This window comes from Amorphus coralli DSM 19760 (assembly GCF_000374525.1).
Classification (GTDB): domain Bacteria; phylum Pseudomonadota; class Alphaproteobacteria; order Rhizobiales; family Amorphaceae; genus Amorphus; species Amorphus coralli.
In genome coordinates this window covers 303,313-323,395 of record NZ_KB894574.1, presented here as the reverse complement: position 1 = coordinate 323,395, position 20,083 = coordinate 303,313, and the positions used below count along the sequence as shown (strand labels likewise).

21 protein-coding genes are annotated in these 20,083 nt (G+C 69.2%); 14 read left to right on the top strand and 7 right to left on the bottom strand.

What is annotated here, in order from left to right; translation table 11 throughout:
* Positions 1 to 91: 91 nt before the first annotated feature.
* Positions 92 to 1,357: a phosphoribosylamine--glycine ligase gene (gene purD / locus C507_RS0114545; RefSeq protein ID WP_018700441.1), complete on the bottom strand. Its 1,266-nt coding sequence runs from the start codon at positions 1,355 to 1,357 to the stop codon at positions 92 to 94.
* A 137-nt stretch (positions 1,358 to 1,494) separates the two neighbouring features.
* Between purD and ubiA the strand changes: the two genes are divergently transcribed.
* Entirely contained in the window at positions 1,495 to 2,436 is a 942-nt protein-coding gene (gene ubiA, locus C507_RS0114540; protein ID WP_018700440.1) for a 4-hydroxybenzoate octaprenyltransferase, read from the top strand.
* Positions 2,437 to 2,704: 268 nt separating this feature from the next.
* Here ubiA and C507_RS21470 read toward each other — a convergent pair whose 3' ends face one another.
* The gene (locus C507_RS21470; RefSeq protein ID WP_018700439.1) at positions 2,705 to 3,274 is read right to left on the bottom strand and encodes a DUF6101 family protein; all 570 of its coding nucleotides are present in this window, start codon (positions 3,272 to 3,274) and stop codon (positions 2,705 to 2,707) included.
* 294 nt (positions 3,275 to 3,568) lie between these two features.
* Between C507_RS21470 and C507_RS0114530 the strand changes: the two genes are divergently transcribed.
* From C507_RS0114530 to lpxK, 6 genes are all read left to right on the top strand, one after another.
* A complete protein-coding gene (locus tag C507_RS0114530) occupies positions 3,569 to 4,912 on the top strand; it encodes a TldD/PmbA family protein (protein WP_018700438.1) in 1,344 nt (447 codons plus the stop codon).
* Positions 4,899 to 5,732: a 3'(2'),5'-bisphosphate nucleotidase CysQ gene (locus tag C507_RS0114525; protein ID WP_051089782.1), complete on the top strand. Its 834-nt coding sequence runs from the start codon at positions 4,899 to 4,901 to the stop codon at positions 5,730 to 5,732. The genes C507_RS0114530 and C507_RS0114525 overlap by 14 nt, the downstream gene beginning before the upstream one ends.
* A 112-nt stretch (positions 5,733 to 5,844) precedes the next feature.
* Positions 5,845 to 6,099, top strand: a complete 255-nt coding sequence (locus tag C507_RS0114520) for a DUF4170 domain-containing protein (RefSeq protein ID WP_018700436.1) — start codon at positions 5,845 to 5,847, stop codon at positions 6,097 to 6,099.
* Positions 6,100 to 6,330: 231 nt separating this feature from the next.
* Positions 6,331 to 7,017: a lysophospholipid acyltransferase family protein gene (locus C507_RS0114515; RefSeq protein WP_018700435.1), complete on the top strand. Its 687-nt coding sequence runs from the start codon at positions 6,331 to 6,333 to the stop codon at positions 7,015 to 7,017.
* Positions 7,007 to 8,302 carry a 3-deoxy-D-manno-octulosonic acid transferase gene (locus C507_RS0114510; RefSeq protein WP_018700434.1) on the top strand — a complete coding sequence of 432 codons (1,296 nt, stop codon included), beginning with the start codon at positions 7,007 to 7,009 and terminating at the stop codon, positions 8,300 to 8,302. Before C507_RS0114515 ends, C507_RS0114510 begins: the two co-directional genes overlap by 11 nt.
* Positions 8,299 to 9,303 (top strand): tetraacyldisaccharide 4'-kinase, encoded by a 1,005-nt coding sequence (lpxK, locus tag C507_RS0114505; protein ID WP_026319111.1) that lies wholly within the window; start codon positions 8,299 to 8,301, stop codon positions 9,301 to 9,303. The genes C507_RS0114510 and lpxK overlap by 4 nt, the downstream gene beginning before the upstream one ends.
* A gap of 2 nt (positions 9,304 to 9,305) precedes the next feature.
* Here lpxK and C507_RS0114500 read toward each other — a convergent pair whose 3' ends face one another.
* From C507_RS0114500 to C507_RS0114485, 4 genes are all read right to left on the bottom strand, one after another.
* Positions 9,306 to 9,527 (bottom strand): DUF2093 domain-containing protein, encoded by a 222-nt coding sequence (locus tag C507_RS0114500; RefSeq protein ID WP_018700432.1) that lies wholly within the window; start codon positions 9,525 to 9,527, stop codon positions 9,306 to 9,308.
* Positions 9,528 to 9,620: 93 nt separating this feature from the next.
* On the bottom strand, positions 9,621 to 10,049 hold the full coding sequence (locus tag C507_RS0114495; protein WP_018700431.1) for a VOC family protein: 429 nt from the start codon (positions 10,047 to 10,049) through the stop codon (positions 9,621 to 9,623).
* 57 nt (positions 10,050 to 10,106) lie between these two features.
* Entirely contained in the window at positions 10,107 to 11,534 is a 1,428-nt protein-coding gene (gene tldD / locus C507_RS0114490) for a metalloprotease TldD (RefSeq protein WP_018700430.1), read from the bottom strand.
* 135 nt (positions 11,535 to 11,669) lie between these two features.
* Complete coding sequence (locus tag C507_RS0114485) at positions 11,670 to 12,203, bottom strand: invasion associated locus B family protein (RefSeq protein WP_018700429.1); 534 nt, start codon at positions 12,201 to 12,203, stop codon at positions 11,670 to 11,672.
* 447 nt (positions 12,204 to 12,650) lie between these two features.
* Here C507_RS0114485 and coxB point away from each other — a divergent pair, with 447 nt between their 5' ends.
* From coxB to C507_RS0114450, 7 genes are all read left to right on the top strand, one after another.
* Complete coding sequence (coxB, locus tag C507_RS0114480) at positions 12,651 to 13,631, top strand: cytochrome c oxidase subunit II (RefSeq protein WP_018700428.1); 981 nt, start codon at positions 12,651 to 12,653, stop codon at positions 13,629 to 13,631.
* 66 nt (positions 13,632 to 13,697) lie between these two features.
* Positions 13,698 to 15,293: a cytochrome c oxidase subunit I gene (ctaD, locus tag C507_RS0114475; RefSeq protein ID WP_018700427.1), complete on the top strand. Its 1,596-nt coding sequence runs from the start codon at positions 13,698 to 13,700 to the stop codon at positions 15,291 to 15,293.
* 163 nt (positions 15,294 to 15,456) lie between these two features.
* Complete coding sequence (locus tag C507_RS0114470; protein WP_018700426.1) at positions 15,457 to 16,377, top strand: heme o synthase; 921 nt, start codon at positions 15,457 to 15,459, stop codon at positions 16,375 to 16,377.
* 6 nt (positions 16,378 to 16,383) lie between these two features.
* The gene (locus C507_RS23300) at positions 16,384 to 16,551 is read left to right on the top strand and encodes a hypothetical protein (protein ID WP_018700425.1); all 168 of its coding nucleotides are present in this window, start codon (positions 16,384 to 16,386) and stop codon (positions 16,549 to 16,551) included.
* A gap of 208 nt (positions 16,552 to 16,759) precedes the next feature.
* On the top strand, positions 16,760 to 17,671 hold the full coding sequence (locus C507_RS0114460; protein WP_018700424.1) for a cytochrome c oxidase subunit 3: 912 nt from the start codon (positions 16,760 to 16,762) through the stop codon (positions 17,669 to 17,671).
* 55 nt (positions 17,672 to 17,726) lie between these two features.
* Positions 17,727 to 18,149: a DUF983 domain-containing protein gene (locus tag C507_RS0114455; RefSeq protein WP_018700423.1), complete on the top strand. Its 423-nt coding sequence runs from the start codon at positions 17,727 to 17,729 to the stop codon at positions 18,147 to 18,149.
* On the top strand, positions 18,146 to 18,913 hold the full coding sequence (locus C507_RS0114450) for an SURF1 family protein (protein WP_018700422.1): 768 nt from the start codon (positions 18,146 to 18,148) through the stop codon (positions 18,911 to 18,913). Before C507_RS0114455 ends, C507_RS0114450 begins: the two co-directional genes overlap by 4 nt.
* A 34-nt stretch (positions 18,914 to 18,947) precedes the next feature.
* On the opposite strand, the gene C507_RS0114445 is transcribed toward C507_RS0114450, so the two are convergent.
* Positions 18,948 to 19,952 carry a bifunctional riboflavin kinase/FAD synthetase gene (locus C507_RS0114445; RefSeq protein ID WP_018700421.1) on the bottom strand — a complete coding sequence of 335 codons (1,005 nt, stop codon included), beginning with the start codon at positions 19,950 to 19,952 and terminating at the stop codon, positions 18,948 to 18,950.
* Positions 19,953 to 20,083: the final 131 nt, after the last annotated feature.

Sequence of the window (20,083 nt, the reverse complement as noted above, 5' to 3'; positions counted from 1 at the left end):
CGCAGACCAGAATCGACAGGGGCACGCAAAAAAAGTTCGGGCGATGGCGGAGGTATTACGAAGCAGCGCACTCGGCGTGAGCGGCAAGCAATCAGCGGTTCAGCGCCTTCGCCCCGATGTCGGTGCGGTGGAAGCCGCCGGGCCAGTCGACCTTGGCGACGGCCGCATAGGCCTTGTCGCGCGCCTCGGCGATGGTCGCGCCCTTCGCGGTGACGCCCAGCACGCGGCCGCCCTTGGCCACCAGCTTTTCGCCATCCTTCGCGGTTCCGGCGTGGAAGACCACCGTGTCCGGCCCGTCCAGCCCTTCGAGCCCGCGGATCTCGCTGCCCTTCTCCACCGGGCCGGGATAGCCCTTCGCCGCGAACACCACGGTCATTGCCGGTTCGTCCGACCAGGCGACCGTCTCGCCGGCCAGCCGCCCTTGCGCCGCTGCCATCAGCAGGGTCGCGAGGTCGCTTTCCAGCCGCATCATCAGCGCCTGGCACTCCGGATCGCCGAAGCGGACATTGTATTCGATCAGCTCCGGGCCCTTGTCCGTGATCATCAGCCCGGCATAGAGCACGCCCTTCACCGGCGTGCCCCGCGCCTTCATGGCGGCCACCGTCGGCTCGACAATCTCGCGCATGGTCCGCGCGATCATAGCCTCCGTCATCACCGGCGCCGGCGAATAGGCGCCCATGCCGCCGGTGTTCGGTCCCTCGTCGTTGTCGTAGGCGCGCTTGTGGTCCTGCGCGGTGGCGAGCGGCAGCACCGTCTCGCCGTCGGTCACGGCGAAGAAGCTCGCCTCCTCGCCGACGAGCTTCTCCTCCAGCACCACCTCCGCGCCGGCGGATCCGAACGAGCCGGCGAAGCACGCCTCGATGGCGGCGGTGGCGTCCTCCACCGTTTCCGCCACGACGACGCCCTTGCCGGCGGCGAGCCCGTCGGCCTTCACCACGATGGGAGCGCCCATCTCGGCGAGCGCCGCCAGCGCGTCCTCGCGGGTGGCGGCACGGCGATAGGCGGCGGTGGGGATCGAGGCCTCCGAGCACAGCTCCTTGGTGAAGCCCTTGGAGCCTTCCAGTGCGCTCGCCGCCCTGGACGGCCCGAACGCGGCGATGCCGGCGGCCTCCAGCGCATCGACCAGTCCGCCGACCAGCGGCGCTTCCGGCCCGACCACGACGAGATCGATGGCATTGGCCTCGCAGAAGCCGATCACGGCGGCATGGTCGTCGGCGTTAAGCGCCGTGGTTTCCGCGATCGCCGCGATGCCGGCGTTGCCCGGCGCCACCACCAGCCGCTCGGTGAGCGGCGACTTCAGGAGCGCCCAGGCCAGCGCATGCTCGCGGCCACCGCCGCCGATCAGGAGGATGTTCATGGATGCGTGGATGCCTCAGCCGCAGAATGGATCGTGCCGCCTTTAGCATCGCGCCCGCGACCGGTCGAGCCGCTTGACCCGGGCGCGGGGCTGCGCGATGTCGGCACGATGCACCCCGCAATCCGCCGGAGCCCGTCATGACCCGCAGCGCTTCCCTTCCCGATACCGTCCGGGGCCACTGGGTGGAGCGGTGGTCGCCGGCCTGGTTCCTGCCCTATGCCCGCATGGCGCGGCTGGAGCGCCCGGTGGGCTGGCAGCTGCTCTTGTGGCCGTGCTGGTGGTCGCTGGCGCTGGCCAGCAACGCGGCGGGCGAGCCCTGGCCGAACCCATGGCACTGGCTCCTGTTCCTGATCGGCGCGGTCTCCATGCGCGGCGCCGGCTGCGTCTTCAACGACATCGTCGACAAGGATCTCGACGCCCAGGTCTACCGCACCCGCAATCGGCCGATCCCGTCCGGCCAGGTCAGCCGCAAGCAGGCGGCCGTCTTCCTGGTGATCCTGGCGCTGATCGGGCTGGCGGTGCTCCTGCAGTTCAACCGCTTCACCGTCCTGATGGGTTTCGCTTCGCTCGGCGTGGTGGCGATCTACCCGTTCATGAAGCGCATCACCTACTGGCCGCAGTTCGTCCTCGGCCTCGCCTTCTCCTGGGGCGCGTTCCTGGGCTGGACGTCGGTGTTCGGATCGCTCGGCTGGCCGGCGGTGCTGATCTACACCGCCTCGATTGCCTGGACAATCTTCTACGACACCATCTACGCCCACCAGGACAAGGAGGACGACGTGCTGGTCGGCATCAAGTCCACCGCCCTCCTGTTCGGGCCGCGCACCAAGCCGATCCTGTCGGCCTTCGGGACGCTGACGGTGGCGGTCCTGGCGCTCGCCTGCTGGCTGGCCGGGGTCGGGCCGCTGGCCTATGTCGGCCTCGCCGGCTTCGCGGCGCATCTCGCCTGGCAGGTGAAGGTGCTCGACATCGCCGAGCCGATGGTCTGCCTCAGGCTCTTCCGTTCCAACTGGCACGCCGGCTGGTTCTTCTTCGCCGGGCTGGTGGCCGACGCGCTGGTCAGGAACGGCGGGTTCGTGTGAGAGGTGAGGGAGAGGCTGCGAGCTGTGGCTTGTTTTCTTATCCGCTCACGCGAGCTCACTTCGTTCGCCGCTGCGCGGGCGCAGCCTCCGGCCGGCGGGCGGTCGCCCGCTGGTTGGCGTGATACCGCAGGGCCGGTGCTGGTTTCTGGAACGAAACGACCTCCGCTTTTCCGGACAGCACCCACCAGCGCGCGACTGCGCGCCGCCCGGTCAGGGCGCCCACCCGGAGCCGGTGAGCGCTAGCGAACTCGGCGTGAGGGGTTAAAGACTAATTCCGCGCGATGATCTCGCGCTCTTCCCGGTAGACCCGCGGGGCGCCCGGCGTTCCGGCCGTCCGCCGGCGGGCGAAGCGGGAGCGCCGGCCGACCAGGGCCGAGCCCTTGCGGCGGGGCGACGGCTTTTCCGCGAACACGGCGCCGAGCTGGTCGAGACGGGCCGACACGCCGCCGGTCTGGTCGAGCACCAGCAGCGGACGCTCCAGGGCCTGGCCCCAGGCGCGCCAGGCGGCACCGATCTCGGTGGTGCAGGTGCCGCTCGCCAGCGGAACCGACAGGCTCGGGTCCGGATGGCACAGCGTCAGCCGGAAGGTCGGCCCCGCCGCAGCGTCGTGGTGGGCGCTCACCGCCACGCCGCGGTAGGCCGCCATCGGCACCACGGCCGTGTCGGTCCCCTCCGGTCCAACCCGCCGGATCAGAGCGCGGTCTCTGTCGAGGTGCACGTTCAGCGTTGCGTCGTCGACTGTGACGGTGAACTTGGCCGGCACCTTGCAGGCGCCGGCGTGGTGTTCGACCGCTGCATCGAGCGCACCCGCCTGCGTCTCGTGAAGGGCCTGGATCATAACGCATCTCCTACTGAGGCGGCCGGCGTCTTGGGTGGCCGGTCCGCGTCCGATGGAGAGGACTATAGCGGGGCCACTTTTCGGCCCCATTAAACGGCGCATCACAATGCCCGGTATCGCGGTGACCTTTCCTAAACCAAATCCCGCCGGCCGCTTCCGCCGGGGCGTGCGGCTTGCGCGCGGGCTGCCCGCTCCGTACATGACGCACAGACATGGCGCCGCTCCGCTTTCTCCGCGGATTTGCCGCGCCGCCGAGTTCCGTCACCCGCCCCGTCCTTCACCCGCAGGATTTTCATGACCGATGCGACCGACCTTTCCGCGCTGACCGAGGTTGCCGACCGGCTGGTGGGCGCGGCGCGTTCGGCCGGTGCCGACGAGGCCGACGCGGTCGTCGTGCACGGCACCGCGCTCTCCGTCTCCGTGCGCGAGGGCAAGGTCGAGGAGACCGAGCGCGCCGAATCGGCCGATCTCGGCCTGCGGGTCTTCGTCGGCCGGCGCTCGGCGATCGTCTCCGCAAACCTCACCGAGGATCCCGCGACGTTGGCCGAGCGCGCCGTGGCCATGGCCCGCGTCGCGCCGGAGGATCCCTATGCTGGCCTCGCCGATCCCGCCCGGCTCGGCCGCAGCACCGCCGATCTCGACCTGGAAGATGACGGCCTCCCGGACGCCGAGCCGCTGACGCGCTCCGCCCACCGGCTGGAGGACGCGATGATGAAGGTCGCCGGCGTCACCCGCTCGGGCGGTGCCTCGGCCAGTGCTTCGGCGGGCGGCATCGTGCTGGTGACCTCGACCGGCTTCTCCGACGGCTACCGCGTCACCCGCCACGGTCGCTCGGCTTCCGCCATTGCCGGCGGCGGCTCGCATATGGAGCGCGACTACTGGGCGGAAGGCCGGGTGCACCTGTCCGACATGCCGTCGGAGGCCACCATCGGCGAGCGCGCCGGCGAGCGCGCCGTCCGCCGGCTCGAGCCTGAGAAATTGACCACCCGCAAGGCCGCGGTCATCTTCGAGCCGCGCATCGCCACCAGCCTTGTCGGCCATCTTCTCGGCGCGGTGAATGGCGCGTCCATCGCCCGCAAGACCAGCTTCCTGCGCGAAAGGATGGGTCAGAAGATCTTCGCCGACGGCATCCGCATCTCCGACAACCCGTTTCGCCGGCGCGGCCCCTCCTCGCGCCCGTTCGACGGCGAGGGCGTCCCCGGCGAGGCGTTCGACATCATCGAGGACGGCGTGCTGCGGCGCTGGCTTCTGGACTCCGCCACCGCGCGTGAGCTGGGCACCGAGACCAACGGCCGCGCCCGGCGCGGTGTCGGAGGTCCGGGACCGGGCGCCACCAATGTCACGCTGCATGCCGGGACCCGGACGCGTGACGAGCTCCTGCGCGACATCGGCCAGGGGTTGCTGGTGACCGAACTCATCGGCCAAGGCGTCAATCTCGTGACCGGTGACTATTCCCGCGGCGCTGCGGGATTCTGGATCGAGAACGGCGAGATTGCCTACCCGGTGAGCGAGATCACCATTGCCGGCAAGCTCGACGACATGTTCGCGCGCATGATGGTGGCGAACGATCTGGAAGAGACCCGCGCCGTGAACGCGCCGACGGTCGCCATCGAGGACATGACGATTGCCGGACGCTGACGCCCGATCCCCTCTTGCCGCACAGGACGCCGACGTGGCGCTTCTGGAGCGGGCCGCCCGCGCGGCCGGCGATATCGCGCTCGGCTTCTTCGACACCGACGTCAAGCGCTGGACCAAGGGCGACGAGTCGCCGGTGACGGAAGCCGACCTCGCCGTCGATGGCTATTTGCGCGAACACCTGTCCCGGGAGCGGCCCGGCTATGGCTGGCTGTCGGAGGAAACTGCCGACACATCCGATCGGCGCGAGCGGCGCACGGTGTTCGTCGTCGATCCCATCGACGGGACGCGTGCCTTCATCCGCGGCGCCGACGAATGGACCATTAGCCTGGCGATCGTTACCGATGGCCGCCCCACCGCTTCCTGCGTCTTCTGTCCGCGCCACGACGAGATGTTTGTCGCCGGAAAAGGGCAGGGCGCCTTCGTCAACGACCGGCGCATGCGGGCGGGACGCCAGGCCGTGCTGAGCGGCGCCCGGCTGGCCGGTCCGCGCAAGGTCATGGGCCACGAGGCGGCGAAGGCCGCAGGCGTCGACGTGGTGCCGTTCGTGCCCTCGCTCGCCTATCGGCTGGCCCTTGTCGCCGACGGACGGCTCGATGGCGCGGCGTCGACCCGCGGCCCCTGCGATTGGGATCTTGCGGGCGCAGACCTTTTGGTGCACGAAGCCGGAGGCCGTCTGTCGCAGCTGTCGGGGGAACCGCTGCTCTACAATCGGGAGCGTCCGGTTCATCCGCCGATCGCCGCGTCTGGCGAGCCGCTTCACGAGGCATTGCTTGCGTTGCTGGCGGCGACGCTGGCGGATCGGCCCAGGACGCAGGCGTGATCCCGGCCGGGCAACGCATGGCAGTCGAGGCTACCGGAATCGATCGCGTGCCACCGGTTCGGGTCGGTTCATTCCCACTTCATCGTGATCCACAGCGCGGAAGGATTGTCGGATGAACGAAGGCACCGAGCCGAAGCAGCTTCTCCATCTCGTCTTCGGCGGCGAACTCACCCATGTCGACCGGGTCGAGTTCAAGGACCTGTCGAAGCTCGACATCGTCGGTATCTATCCGGACTACAAGGCAGCCTACGATGCGTGGCGGGGCAAGGCCCAGGCCTCCGTCGACAACGCCCTGATGCGCTATTTCATCGTGCACATGCACCGGCTCCTCGACCCTGAGAAGGGCCACGAGCCGGACCACCACTGAGCGTCGATCGCGCCCACCCGGTTTCGCGGCGCGCGCCGCACGCGATCCGTGCGATGCTGAAGACGACCGGGACGGACGATCCGTTCCGCCGGCTGTTGTCCGGCCCGGGTATCGACCGGAACCGTCCGGTGCAGGACCCGTTGGTCCGGACGGCCGCCCAAACACCAATTGGCCCGCCATCTGGCGGGCGCCGAACCGGCAGGGTCTGCTGAGACGATGTGGAAACGCTTGATGCGCTCGGAAAAGGCCCGGCGCGCGCTCGGCCTGACCCTGGCCAACTATCTCAGCTTCGTGGACCGGACGAACAAGCTTCGGCTCGAGCCGGAAACCATGGTGGAGGACGCGGCGCCGCATCTGCCGGCCATCGTTGCCATGTGGCATGGCCAGCACTTCATGATGCCCTTCGCCCGCCCAAAGGAGTGGACCGACTGCCGGGTGATGATCTCGCGGTCGGCCGACGGGGACGTCAACGCGATTGCCGCTGCCCATCTTGGCCTTGGCCTGATCCGCGCCTCCGGGGGCCGTAACGCCCACCAGATCAGGAAGCGGCATGGCGTGCGGGGCTTCCTGCAGGCCATGACGGCGCTGGAGGAAGGGGCCGTCGTGGCGCTCACCGCCGACATTCCGAAAGGCCCGGCGCGCGTTGCCGGCGAGGGCATCGTCCAGCTCGCCAGCCGCTCGGGTCGCCCGGTAATTCCGGTCGCTTTCGCCACCAGCCGCCGCTTCAATCTCAATTCCTGGGACAAGGCCACGGTGAACCTGCCGTTCGGCCGCTCCGCCGCGGTCAGCGGTGAGCCGATTTATGTCGACCGGCATCTCTCCGACGAGGACCTGGAGGCGGCCCGCAAGCGCATCGAGGACGGGTTGAACGCCGTGACGGAGCGCGCCTACGCGATCGTGGACGGGCATGCGGGCTGACGCGATCCTCTACAGCTTCTGGCGCGGCCTGAGCCGCGCCGCGCGGCCCGTGCTCTATGGCCTGCTTCTGGTGCGCGTGCGCCGCGGCAAGGAGGATCCCGCCCGCCTCGCCGAGCGCCGCGGCCGGCCGTCGCTGCCCAGGCCGGAGGGCGCCCTCGTCTGGATCCACTGCGCCAGCGTCGGCGAGACCAACGCCGTGTTGCCGCTGATCGAGCGCCTTGTCGGGCTCGGCCTTCCGGTTCTGCTGACCACCACCACCGTCACCGCCTCGCGGGTCGCGGCGGAGAAGCTGCCGCCTGGGGCGCTGCACCAGTTCGCGGCGCTGGATGTCGTCACGTACCTGCACCGCTTCCTGCGCCACTGGCGCCCGAGCCTGGCACTCTTCGTGGAATCGGAACTCTGGCCCGTCGCGCTCGACGAACTCTCCCGCAAGGCAATTCCAGCCATCGTCGTCAACGGGCGCATGTCGAAGCGCTCGGCGCGGGGCTGGTCACGCGTCCCGCTGGTCCACCGCGCCATCTTCGGGCGCATCACCGAGGTGCTCGCCCAGTCCGCCGACGATGCCGACCGCTTCCGGGCGCTCGGTGTGGCGAAGGTGCGCGACGTCGGCAACATGAAATATGACGGCGCTGCGCTGTCGGCCGAACCGGATGCGCTGGACAGCCTGCGGGCGGCGCTGGGCGAAGGCCCGCGCTGGCTGGCCGCCTCGACGCATCCGGGCGAGGAGGACCTGGTCGCCGAGGCCCATGCGCGGCTGGAGGAGCGCTGGGCGGGCCTCGTGACCCTGCTGGTGCCGCGTCACCCGCAGCGCGGTCCGGAGATCCGCGCCAGGCTTGCCGAGGCCGGCCACACCGTGGCGCTGCGGTCCTCCGGCGAGCCGGTTCCGTCCGACGGCGGCATCTACATCGCCGACACGATCGGCGAACTCGGCCTGTTCTTCCGCCTTGCCGCCGTGGTGTTCATGGGCGGTTCGCTGGTGGAGAAGGGCGGGCAGAACCCGATCGAGCCCGGCCGCCTGGGATGCGGGGTGCTGGTCGGTCCGCACACCGACAATTTCTCCGCTGTCTACCGGACCTTCCTGAACGCCGGCGGGGCGGTTTCCGTCGCCGATGTCGAGACGCTGGTCGCCACTGTCGACCGCCTGCTGGCCGACCCGGAGGAAACCGCGGCCATCGCCGAGGCGGCCAGCCAGGTGGCGCTGGCCCATGGCGGCGCCGTCGAGCGGACGATGCTGGCGCTGAAGGATCACCTGCCGGCGGCGGGCGGCCCGGGAGCGGCCTCGTGAGACGCTCCGCCCCCCGCTTCTGGTGGGAGGGGGGACCGGCGGGTGTCGTGCTCGCGCCGTTCGGAGCGCTCGTCGGCTTCGTGGCCGGCCGCCGGTTGCGGCAGCCGCCGGCAGGCCGGCTCTCCATCCCCGTCGTCTGCATCGGCAACCCCACCGTCGGCGGGTCCGGCAAGACGCCGACGGCCATCGCCGTCGCCGGCATGCTGCGCGACGCGGGTCGCCGTCCCGCCTTCCTGCTGCGCGGCTATGGCGGCCGGATGGCCGGCCCGGTGGTGGTCGATCCGGCCACCCACACGGCGGTGGATGTTGGCGACGAGGCGCTGCTTCTTGCCCGCCACGCACCGACGGTGGTCTCCCGCGACCGGCTGGCCGGTGGGCAACTGGCCGAGCGTTCGGGTGCCGACGTCATTGTCATGGACGACGGCTTCCAGAATCCGAGCCTTCACAAGGATTTTTCCGCCCTCGTGGTGGATGCCGGCGTGGGCGTGGGCAACGGCCGGATCACGCCGGCCGGCCCGCTGCGCGCCGCGCTTGGCCCGCAGCTCGACCGGGCCGATGCGCTGATCCTGGTGGGGGAGGGTGCGCGGGGCGAAACTCTGGTGGACCTGGCGGCCGCGCGCGGCCTGCCGGTGGTTCGGGCTCGGCTGGAGCCCGCCGCAGAGCAGGATTTCGACGGCGCCCGGGTGCATCTTTTTGCCGGCATCGGCCGGCCGGACAAGGTCGCGGCAACGCTACGTGAGGCGGGGGCCGAGGTGGTTCGGCTCACCGCCTTTCCCGACCACCATCCCTACAGCGAGGCGGACGCGGAGCGGTTGTTGTCGGAGGCCGATCGCGACGGTCTGGATCTGGTGACGACGGAAAAGGATTGTGCCCGGCTCGCCGGTCTCGACGGCGCGCGCGGCCGGTTGGCGGCCAGGGCCCGTCCGATCGCCGTACGGCTCGTCTTCGATGACGAGACGGCCATGCGGGCCCGTCTTGCCCGCGTCTGTGGAGCGGCCTGAGCCTAACCCTTCGCTACCATCTCCTGGTGCCGGGCGAGAGCGGTTGCGGGATCCGCGTACGCCTCCTGCAGGTCGACGTTCCAGTAGCGCAGCTCGTCGAGCGGGATCGCTCGGCCGGTCACGGCGCAGCGCACGAAGCTGCCCGGCGCGATGACCTGGAAGTCGCCGTCCAGGTAGCGCACGCGCGCCTCGCCGTCGGGCTGTCCGGGGGTGTGGCGGTTCATGGCTGCCTCGTTCGGTGGTCTGGCCGGCCGGCTTGCGCCGGACCGTGGGCGTCAGTGTCAGGGCAAATAGGTCAGGCTGTCCAGAACCGGCCGTCAGCTCGTCGCGAAGAGGTGGCCGAGATCGGCGAAGGCCTTGAATTCCAGCGCGTTGCCGGAGGGATCGCGCAGGAACATGGTCGCCTGCTCGCCCGGCTCACCCTTGAAGCGCACGCGCGGCTCGATCACCCAGTCGATGCCGTCCGCCGTCTTGAGCCGGTCGCGCAGCGCCTCCCAGGCGTCCATGTGCAGCACCACGCCGAAATGCGGCACCGGCACGTGGTCGCCGTCCACCGGGTTGACGTGCGGCTTGGCGTTCATGCCGGGGTCGAGGTGCGCCACGATCTGGTGGCCGAACAGGTCGAAATCGATCCAGGTGGTGTCCTCGCGTCCGGTGCCGCAGCCGAGCGGGCCGGTATAGAAGGCGCGGGCCGCCTCCAGGTCGTGCACCGGGAAGGCGATATGGAAAGGGGTCAGTTCGATCATGGAAGGCTCCGTTGAGGGGGACGGTCCCGTAGCCGGGACCGGACATCTGGCCGGGCTTTAGGCCTGGGTGCCGCCGACGGTCAAGCCGTCGATACGGATGGTCGGCTGGCCGACGCCCACCGGCACGCCCTGGCCCTGCTTGCCGCAGGTGCCGATGCCCGGATCGAGCTTCATGTCGGAACCGACCATGCGGATGCGGGTGAGCGCGTCGGCGCCGTTGCCGATCAGCATGGCACCCTTCACCGGCTCGCCGATCTTGCCGTCGCGCACCCGGTAGGCCTCGGTGGAGGAGAACACGAACTTGCCGGAGGTGATGTCCACCTGTCCGCCGCCGAACGAGACCATGTAAAGCCCGTCCTTCAGCGAGCCGAGGATCTCGCCCGGGTCGTGGTCGCCACCGCGCATGTAGGTGTTGGTCATCCGCGGCATCGGCACGTGCGCATAGGATTCGCGCCGTCCGTTGCCGGTGGCCACCATGCCCATCAGCCGGGCATTCTGCCGGTCCTGCATGTAGCCGACCAGCCGGCCGTCCTCGATCAGCGTGGTCTCGTGGCTGGGCGTGCCCTCGTCGTCGACGGTGAGCGAGCCGCGCCGGGCGGAGAGCGTTCCGTCGTCGACGATGGTGACGCCCTCGGACGCGACCTTCTCGCCCATCAGGTCGGAGAAGGCGGAGCTCTTGCGCCGGTTGAAGTCGCCCTCCAGGCCGTGCCCCACCGCCTCGTGCAGCAGGATGCCGGGCCAGCCGGCGCCGAGCACCACGTCGAAGGTGCCGGCCGGGGCCGGAACCGCCTCCAGGTTCACCAGCGCCTGGCGCAGCGCCTCGTCGACGGCGAAGCCCCACTGCTCCTCGGTGATGAAGCGCTCGAAGCCCTCGCGCCCGCCAATGCCGTAGGAGCCGCTCTCCTGCCGGTCGCCGTCTCCGGCGATCACCGACACGTTGAGCCGCACCAGCGGCCGGATGTCGCGCACCCGGTAGCCGTCGGCGCGCAGGATCTCCACCACCTGCCACGAGCCGGCCAGCGACACCGACACCTGGCGCACGCGTGGGTCGCGGGCGCGGGCGGCGGCGTCGATGCGCTCCAGAAGCTTGACCTTCTCCTCGAAGGAGGGCGCTCCGAGCGGGTTCTCCGGACCGTAGAGCCGGAGGTTGGTGCCGGCCGGCGGCGCGGCGTAGCCGGTGCCGGAATGACCGTGCTTGGCCTGCTGCACCGCGTCGGAGGCGCGCTTCAGCGCGGCTTCGGAAATCTCGCCGGAATGGGCGTATCCCACCGCCTCGCCGGCAACCGCGCGCAGGCCGAAGCCCTGGGCGGTGTCGAAGGTCGCCGACTTGAGGCGCCCGTTGTCGAAGACGAGGCCTTCCGACTGGCGGTACTCGAGGAACAGCTCGCCGTCGTCGGCGCCGTCGACCGCCTCTCCGACCAGCGTGGCCACGCGCTCCGGGGCCAGACCGGCGGTGGCGATGAGATCGGGGGCGTGGTCGCTCATGGAATCCTCCAGAAAACGGCCCGCGCGGTCGCACGGGCCAGGCCGGACCGGCAGCCCGGTCCGCAGTCCGGCATATGTGGCCCGCACGCCCGGCCGCCAAGACCGGACGTCAGCCGCGTGCCGGGCGGGCCCGGATCACGGAAGGGTGGTGAAACCCTCGGTGAATCCGGCCAGCGAGATCGGAATGCCGATGCCCTCTTCGGGCGTCTGGAAGATGATGAACGTGGCGGTGGAGCCGCTTTCCAGCTTGCCCAGAAGCTCGTCGTCCAGCATCACCTCGGCCACGCAGCCGTTCGGCAGGCAGCGCACGAAGCCGGCCCGGCCCACGTCCTCGTCGTCGATGGTCAGGCCGAGGCCGGACGGCAGCAGCACGCCGAGCGGCGCCAGCACCCGGAGGATGCGCCCGTCCTTGTCGGCGGTGTGCAGCACGATGACGGTCAGTCCGACATTCTCGCGGTCTTCCGCGGTCACGTTCTGGATCAGGGCGCACTGTTCCCCCTGCGCGCCGGGCGGCGTGTCGCAGCGGATCTGCCAGTCGCCGTGGGTCGACTTCACCTGCCCCTGCGCGTTCGCGGGAACCGGCGTCGCCGCCACTGTGAAGAACAGGCAGACAGCCGCGGCGATCCAGGCGATTCGCGGCGCAAATGCGGAGGACGTGTCAGTTTTCATACCGTTCTCGTTCCGTCGGCTTGAAAGAGTGTCGGTCTTCTTAGCAGCATTGGCGGGCGTTTGCCGACCCTGCCCGATCGTTGGCTGCTCGAAAAGACGCGGGAGGCTTGCGCCCCGATCAAGGCGGCGGGATGGCATCCCCGATGGCTGCGCGATGCAGGAGCCCGGTCGCGTCCCGCAGCCGGTTTTGGGCGTGGCGTTTCGTCTCGGAGCGTGCAAGAGAGTGCATGGTGTAAAGGTTGGAGCTATTTTAAGGCCTCTTGTTGGAATGCGTCGCAGTGACGCTTTTCATCCAGCGGTGGCTGATACATAACGGGGCGCATGTGCGCACCGGTCGTTCCCCGGCATCGTGCCCCGGGCGGGATGGCCGGATCCGGATGGCCCTTCGGTGGGTATTGGCGCTGATCGGCGAGGCCGGCCGGCGACTGGGACGGAAGCGAGATACGAATGCGAGACGAGGTGTCGACCGCGATGAAGTGTGGGGCAAGACTGAGGAACTGGACCGCCCGGGCCGGGATCGCCGCGCTTGCCGCGGCTGCTCCGCTGGGATCGGCCATGGCCGCACAGCCGCAGCCGTGGGAGATGACCTTCCAGCCCGCCGCGACGGACATCATGGCCGGCGTGACATGGTTCAGTAATTACACCTTCGTCATCATGACGCTGATCGTCATCTTCGTGATGGCGCTGCTCGGCTGGTGCATGTGGCGCTTTTCCGAGCGCGCCAACCCGGTCCCCTCCAAGACCTCGCACAACACCCTGATCGAGGTCGTCTGGACCGTCGTTCCGGTGCTCATCCTGGTGGCCATCGCGGTGCCGTCCTTCCGGCTCCTGTTCTTCCAGACCACCATCCCGGAAGCCGACCTCACGGTGAAGGCCACCGGGTACCAGTGGTACTGGGGCTACACCTACCCGGACGAGGAATATGAGGGCATCGACTTCACGTCCTACATGATCCAGAACGCCGACCTCGACGCGTTCCGCGAGAAGCACAACCTGACGCCCGAGCAGGCGCCCCGGCTGCTCGCCGTCGATGTCGACATGGTCGTGCCCGTCGACAAGATCGTCCGGATGCAGATCACCTCGGCCGACGTGATCCACTCGTTTGCCATGCCGGCCTTCGGCATCAAGATGGACGCCCTTCCGGGCCGCCTGAACGAGACCTGGTTCCAGGCCGAGAAGACCGGCGTCTATTACGGCCAGTGCTCTGAGCTCTGCGGCCAGAGCCACGCCTTCATGCCGATCGCGATCCGCGTGGTCGAGCAGGACCAGTTCGACCAGTGGGCGGCGGCCGCGAAGGACGACATCCAGAAGGCCAACGACATGCTGCTCGCCTGGCAGGCTGAGGAGCGTCGCAGCCTGGCCGCCCACAACGATGCAGAAGAGCAGAAGGTCGCCGCGGCCGAGACCGCCGGCGCCGCCGCTGAATAAGGGATCGACCGACGGCCGGCTGCTTGCGGGCGCGGGCCGAACCGGATCGACAAGGAGATTGGGACGATGAGCACCACTGTCGCTGACGCCGCTCACGACCATCCGACCGGATGGCGGCGCTGGGTCTACTCCACGAACCACAAGGACATCGGCACGATGTACCTGATCTTCGCGATCACCGCGGGGATCATCGGCGGCGCCCTTTCCGTCGCCATGCGTGCCGAGCTGCAGGAGCCGGGGCTCCAGATCTTCACCAACCCCGAGGTCTACAACGTCTTCACGACTTCGCACGGCCTGATCATGATCTTCTTCATGGTCATGCCGGCGCTGATCGGCGGCTTCGGCAACTGGTTCGTCCCGATCATGATCGGTGCGCCGGACATGGCGTTCCCGCGCATGAACAACATCTCCTTCTGGCTGCTGCCGACCGCGTTCGCGATGCTCATCATTTCGCTGTTCGTGCCCGGCGCGCCGGGGTCGAACGGCTTCGGTGGCGGCTGGACCGCCTATCCGCCGCTGTCGAGCTCGGGAAGCCCCGGACCGGCCATGGACTTCGCGATCTTCGCGCTCCACATCGCCGGCGCCTCGTCGATCCTCGGCGCGATCAACTTCATCACCACCATCCTGAACATGCGCGCGCCGGGCATGACCCTGCACAAGATGCCGCTGTTCGTGTGGTCGGTGCTGGTCACCGCGTTCCTGCTGCTGCTGTCGCTTCCGGTGCTTGCCGGCGCGATCACCATGCTGCTGACGGACCGCAACTTCGCCACGGCCTTCTTCGACCCGGCCGGCGGCGGTGACCCGATCCTCTACCAGCACCTGTTCTGGTTCTTCGGCCACCCCGAGGTGTACATCCTGATCCTGCCGGCCTTCGGCATCGTCAGCCACGTGGTGTCGACCTTCGCCCGCAAGCCGGTGTTCGGCTATATCGGCATGGCCTACGCCATGATCGCCATCGGCGTGATCGGCTTCGTCGTGTGGGCGCACCACATGTACACGGTGGGTCTGTCGGCCGACACGCAGGCCTACTTCGTGTTCGCCACCATGGTGATCGCGGTGCCCACGGGCGTGAAGGTGTTCTCCTGGATCGCCACGATGTGGGGCGGTTCCATCTCCTTCCGCACCCCGATGCTGTGGGCGATCGGCTTCATCTTCCTGTTCACGCTGGGCGGCGTAACCGGTGTCCAGCTCGCCAACGCGGGCCTCGACCGGGCCATGCACGACACCTACTTCGTCGTCGCCCACTTCCACTACGTGCTGTCGATGGGCGCCGTGTTCGGCATATTCGCGGGCTGGTACTACTGGTTCCCCAAGATGTTCGGCTACATGTACAACGAGTTCATCGGCAAGCTGCATTTCTGGATGACGTTCATCGGCGTGAACCTCATCTTCTTCCCGCAGCACTTCCTCGGTGTCTCCGGCATGCCGCGCCGCTACGCCGACTATCCGGACGCCTTCGCCGGCTGGAACTTCGTGTCCTCGCTCGGCTCCTATCTGTCCGGCCTGGCCGTGCTGGTGTTCCTCTGGGGCATCATCGAGGCCTTCTCGAAGAAGCGGGTCGCGGGTGACAACCCGTGGGGTGCCGGCGCCACGACGCTGGAGTGGACCCTGTCCTCTCCGCCGCCGTTCCACCAGTTCTCGACCCTGCCGCGCATCAAGTAGGATCCGCGCCGGGTTCGAAACGACCACGACAAGCCGGCCCGGTTGGCCGGCTTGTCCATGACTGAAGCGACCAGGGGTCGGGACGAGGCCGCATCGGCGGCCGGTCCTGCCGGGGCCGAACCCCGCCCCGCCCAACGCCAGACAGGGACGGATCCACGCCTCCATGGCTCACGCCACGCTTACCCACCCGGATATCGATGTCGCAGGCGAGGCGACCGTCGCCGACTATGTCGCGCTGCTGAAGCCGCGGGTGATGTCGCTGGTGATCTTCACCGCGCTGGTCGGCATGGCGATCGCCCCGACCGGCCTGCACCCGGTGCTCGCCGGCATCTCGCTGCTGGCCATCGCGGTGGGCGCGGGCGCGTCCGCTGCGCTCAACATGTGGTGGGACGCCGACATCGACGCCGTGATGACGCGCACCCGCAATCGGCCGGTGCCGACGGGGCGGGTCCAGCCGGAAGCCGCGCTCGCCTTCGGCATGGCGCTGTCGGTGGGCTCCGTTCTGACGCTCGGGCTGACGGCCAACTGGCTGGCGGCCGGGCTTCTCGCCTTCACCATCTGGTTCTACGCGCATTTCTACACGGTGGTCCTGAAGCGCCGCACCGCCCAGAACATCGTCATCGGCGGTGCGTCCGGCGCGCTGCCGCCGGTGATCGGCTGGGCCGCCATGACGGGCAGCCTCGCGGTTCCGCCGCTGGTGCTGTTCACCATCATCTTCCTGTGGACGCCGCCCCACTTCTGGGCGCTGGCGCTGCTCAAGAACGAGGACTACACGCGCGCCGGCGTGCCGATGCTGCCGGTGGTGGCCGGGCCGACGGCGACGCGCTGGCAGATCCTGCTTTACGCCGTCGTGCTGGTTCCGGCCGGCATCTCGCCCTGGTTCCTCGGCTTCGCCGGCCCGGCCTATCTCGCCGTGTCGGTGGTGGCGGGTGCCGTGTTCCTGGCCGGCGCGGTCAACGTCTTGGTGCGCCGCGAGGGCAAGGCGGCGGCGCGGGCCTGCGGGCAGCTCTTCGGATTTTCGCTGATCTACCTCTTCCTCCTGTTCGCAACGCTGCTCGGCGAGCGCATCGCAGGGCTGGTGTGAGGCGGCATGAGCGACGGTGGCGACGATGACGGCATCCGCCTGACAGACCGGCAGAAGCGCAATCGCAGGGCACGGTCCCTGGCGATCGCGGCCCTTCTGGCGGTGCTGGTGGTGCTGTTTTACGTGATCACGATCTTCAAGATGGGCGGCGCGGTCGTCGACCGGCCTCTCTAGAAGACGATGGACTGAGGGCGGGGCATCCCGCACGACCGGGCAGGCGGGCCGGACGGCCTCCCGCCACAGACTAATCCGGGCCGGCGTCAGCCGGACGGGCTGCAAAAGCGGGCGTCTCGCTCTGGCGAAGCCGGTCCCGCGGTTGTAGAAACGTTCGAAATCAAGACCCGAGAGCGGGACACACAGGACGAAGGATCGGGACGCAGCGATGGCCGAGGCGCACCAGAAGAACCACGACTACCATCTCGTAGAGCCTAGCCCGTGGCCGTTCCTGGGGTCGGTTGGCGCATTTGTCATGGCGTTCGGCGCCGTCGGCCTGTTCCGCTGGCACCAGGGTGACGAACTCGTCGTCGCGGGCATCCCGTTCGAGGGCTGGGGTCTCTTCGTCGTCGGCCTGCTCATCGTGCTCTACACGATGTACGGCTGGTGGTCGGCGACCATCAAGGAATCGCTCGGCGGTGACCACACCCGCGTCGTCAAGCTGCACCTGCGCTACGGCATGATCCTGTTCATCGCCTCCGAGGCGATGTTCTTCGTGGCCTGGTTCTGGGCCTATTTCGACGCGGCGCTCTTCATCAACGCGCCCATCGAGTATCTCAAGCTGGAGCACACCGGCGGCGTCTGGCCGCCCGAGGGGGTCGAGAGCTTCGATCCGTGGCACCTGCCGCTGCTCAACACGCTGATCCTGCTGACCTCCGGCACCACCGTCACCTGGGCCCACCACGCGCTGCTGCACGACGACCGGCAGAGCCTGAAGTGGGGCCTGATCCTGACGATCCTGCTGGGCCTGTTCTTCTCCTACGTCCAGTATCTGGAATATAGCCACGCCGACTTCGCCTTCGCCGGATCGATCTACGGGTCGACCTTCTTCATGGCGACCGGCTTCCACGGCTTCCACGTCATCGTCGGAACGATCTTCCTGATGGTCTGCCTCGGACGCGCGCTGCGCGGCCACTGGACCAAGGATCATCACTTCGGCTTCGAGGCGGCCGCCTGGTACTGGCATTTCGTCGACGTGGTCTGGCTGTTCCTCTTCGCCTGCATCTACGTCTGGGGCGCATCCGCCCACACCGAGGAGGTCCAGGCCTTCCTCGCCAACGTGGGCTCCATGCTCTCCTGATCTGGCCGGGCGCGGCACCCGCCGCGCCCTCCACCGCCAGCCTGAATGCGACGCCATGAGCGACAACGCGACTTCCGGGCAGCCGGCCGCCACGCGGCCCGCCCGCAAGCGGACCTATCCGCCGCTGCCCGCCGCCTCCACCGGCCCGGCCGGCCGCTGCCCGCGCTGCGGCGAGGGGCGGCTTTTCGACGGCTTCCTGCAGACGGCGGATTCCTGCAAGGTCTGCGGCCTCGATTTCAAGTTCATCGATTCCGGCGACGGCCCGGCCGTGTTCGTCATTCTCATCGTCGGCTTCCTCGTGGTCGGCCTGGCGCTTCTCATGGAAGTGCTCTGGCAGCCGCCCTTGTGGCTGCAGATGCTCATCCTCGGTCCGCTCACAATAGGCCTGTCGCTGGGCATGATCCGGCCGCTCAAGGGCTGGCTGATCGCCCGCCAGTACGAGATGAAGGCCGCCGAAGGCCGGGTCGAGGAGGCGTGAGCGCCACGCCCCGTTCCGCCCTCCGCAGCCTCGTTTGGCCGACGCTCGCCACCCTCGTCGCCCTCGCCATCCTGGTCACGCTGGGCAACTGGCAGATGCGGCGGCTCGACTGGAAGGAAGGCCTGATCGCGGCGGCTGAATCGCGCAGCGTTGCCGATCCGGTGGCCGCGCCCGGCCCGGGCCGCTGGCCCGATGTCGATCCCGATCGCTGGATCTTCCAGCGCGTCGAGGCGAACGGCCGCTACGGCGAGGGCGAGATCCATGTCTTCATGGCGCTGGGCGAGCCCAATGGCCCGCTCGGCGGTCCCGGCTACCTGATCTTCGCGCCCTTCCAGACGGACGACGGCTGGACGCTGCTGGTCGACCGCGGCTTCGTGCCGCTCGACAAGAAGGAGCCGGGCACGCGCCCCGGCCCGCCGCCCGGCGAGACCACCATCGAGGGGCTGGTCCGCTTCGGGGAGACCGGCGCCTTCTTCACGCCCGATCCCAATGTCGAGGACAACGAGTGGATCGTTCGCGACCTGTCGAAGATGGCCGCGCCGCTGGACCTCGATGCCGACAAGGTCGCCCCCTACTACGTGTCGCTGGTGGCCTCCCAGACGCCGCCGAACGGCCTGCCCCAGGCCGGCGAGACGCCGCTCACCTTCTCCAACAGCCACCTTCAGTACGCGGTCACCTGGTACGGTCTGGCGATCGTTCTGGTCTTCGTCTACGGCGCCTACGCGTGGCGCCGGCTGCGACCCGACGGCGAGACCGGCCTCTGAAGGCGGGCCGCTTTCCCGGCCGCCTCCCGCCGCCCTATCCCGCCCTGAACGACAGCATCCGGTCGAGGTCGGAGAGCGGCTCGGCCTCGCCGAGGATCCGCTGGGCATCGGCGCTGTCGGCGTCCATCTGAGCGATCAGACCCTCCACCCCGTCGAAGCGCAGCTCCGGCCGCAGGAAGGAAAACACCGAGATGGTGAGCTTGCGGCCGTAGAGATCGCCGGAGAAGTCGAACAGGAAGGTCTCGAACAGCGGCGCGCCGTCGTCGAACATCGGTCGGCGGCCATAGCTCGCGACGCCGTCATAAGTCTGCCCGTCGACCGCCACCCGCACCGCATAGACGCCATGGCGCAGCGCGCAGTCCGGCGCCAGCCTTATGTTGGCGGTGGGATAGCCCAGCGTCCGGCCGCGGGCATCGCCGTGAATGACCTCGCCCACCACAAGCCAGCGATGGCCGAGCAGCCGGGCCGCCACCTCCGGAGCACCGGCCTCCAGCGCCGCGCGCACCCGCGTGGAGGAAATCGGCTCGCCGCCCTCGTCGACGGTCGCCTCCACCACGGTGACGGCGAAGCCGTCCGCCTCGCCGCGCTCGCGCAGGAAGTCGGGCGTGCCGCCGCGCGCCTTGCCGAAATGGAAATTGTAGCCGACCACTGCGCCGCGGATCGCCAGGCGGTCGCGCAGGATGCCGTCGACGAACCGGTCGGCTTCCGTGGCCGCCAGGGCCGCATCGAACGGCACGATCACCACGCCGTCCAGGCCCAGCGCGCTCAGCACAACGGCGCGCTCGGCCGGTGGCGTCAGCCGAAACACCGGCTGGTCGGGCCGGAAGAACGTGCGCGGGTGCGGCTCGAAGGTCAGGGCCACCGCAGGCACGCCCATGCGTCGGGCGGCGGTCCGCGCCTCGTTCAGAACCATCTGATGGCCCCGGTGAACGCCGTCGAAATTGCCGATGGCCGCAACGCCGCCGCGCAGCCGCTCGGGAACCTCCGCGATGGGGAAGGTGAAGGAGCCGTCGGAAAAGGCGGCGGACTGGGAGCTCATGAAGGGCGCGGACCGGTCACGGGATCGGGGCCGGGAACGGACCCGGCGTAAAACGGAACCGGGCGCGCGCCCGGCTGGCGGAAGCTGCCCACCCCCCGCGCCAAAATCAAGTGCCGCGTGGCCGGCGTGGC

Excerpts from the sequence above, each read along its gene's own strand:
- C507_RS0114485 (WP_018700429.1), bottom strand. The coding sequence starts at position 12,203 with ATGAAAACTGACACGTCCTCCGCATTTGCGCCGCGAATCGCCTGGATC.
- C507_RS0114470 (WP_018700426.1), top strand. The coding sequence starts at position 15,457 with ATGGCTCACGCCACGCTTACCCACCCGGATATCGATGTCGCAGGCGAG.
- C507_RS0114530 (WP_018700438.1), top strand. The coding sequence starts at position 3,569 with ATGACCGATGCGACCGACCTTTCCGCGCTGACCGAGGTTGCCGACCGG.
- C507_RS23300 (WP_018700425.1), top strand. The coding sequence starts at position 16,384 with ATGAGCGACGGTGGCGACGATGACGGCATCCGCCTGACAGACCGGCAG.
- ubiA (WP_018700440.1), top strand. The coding sequence starts at position 1,495 with ATGACCCGCAGCGCTTCCCTTCCCGATACCGTCCGGGGCCACTGGGTG.
- tldD (WP_018700430.1), bottom strand. The coding sequence starts at position 11,534 with ATGAGCGACCACGCCCCCGATCTCATCGCCACCGCCGGTCTGGCCCCG.
- ctaD (WP_018700427.1), top strand. The coding sequence starts at position 13,698 with ATGAGCACCACTGTCGCTGACGCCGCTCACGACCATCCGACCGGATGG.
- C507_RS0114495 (WP_018700431.1), bottom strand. The coding sequence starts at position 10,049 with ATGATCGAACTGACCCCTTTCCATATCGCCTTCCCGGTGCACGACCTG.
- C507_RS0114445 (WP_018700421.1), bottom strand. The coding sequence starts at position 19,952 with ATGAGCTCCCAGTCCGCCGCCTTTTCCGACGGCTCCTTCACCTTCCCC.
- C507_RS0114510 (WP_018700434.1), top strand. The coding sequence starts at position 7,007 with ATGCGGGCTGACGCGATCCTCTACAGCTTCTGGCGCGGCCTGAGCCGC.
- C507_RS0114460 (WP_018700424.1), top strand. The coding sequence starts at position 16,760 with ATGGCCGAGGCGCACCAGAAGAACCACGACTACCATCTCGTAGAGCCT.
- C507_RS21470 (WP_018700439.1), bottom strand. The coding sequence starts at position 3,274 with ATGATCCAGGCCCTTCACGAGACGCAGGCGGGTGCGCTCGATGCAGCG.
- C507_RS0114500 (WP_018700432.1), bottom strand. The coding sequence starts at position 9,527 with ATGAACCGCCACACCCCCGGACAGCCCGACGGCGAGGCGCGCGTGCGC.
- coxB (WP_018700428.1), top strand. The coding sequence starts at position 12,651 with ATGCGAGACGAGGTGTCGACCGCGATGAAGTGTGGGGCAAGACTGAGG.
- purD (WP_018700441.1), bottom strand. The coding sequence starts at position 1,357 with ATGAACATCCTCCTGATCGGCGGCGGTGGCCGCGAGCATGCGCTGGCC.
- C507_RS0114520 (WP_018700436.1), top strand. The coding sequence starts at position 5,845 with ATGAACGAAGGCACCGAGCCGAAGCAGCTTCTCCATCTCGTCTTCGGC.
- C507_RS0114515 (WP_018700435.1), top strand. The coding sequence starts at position 6,331 with ATGCGCTCGGAAAAGGCCCGGCGCGCGCTCGGCCTGACCCTGGCCAAC.
- C507_RS0114455 (WP_018700423.1), top strand. The coding sequence starts at position 17,727 with ATGAGCGACAACGCGACTTCCGGGCAGCCGGCCGCCACGCGGCCCGCC.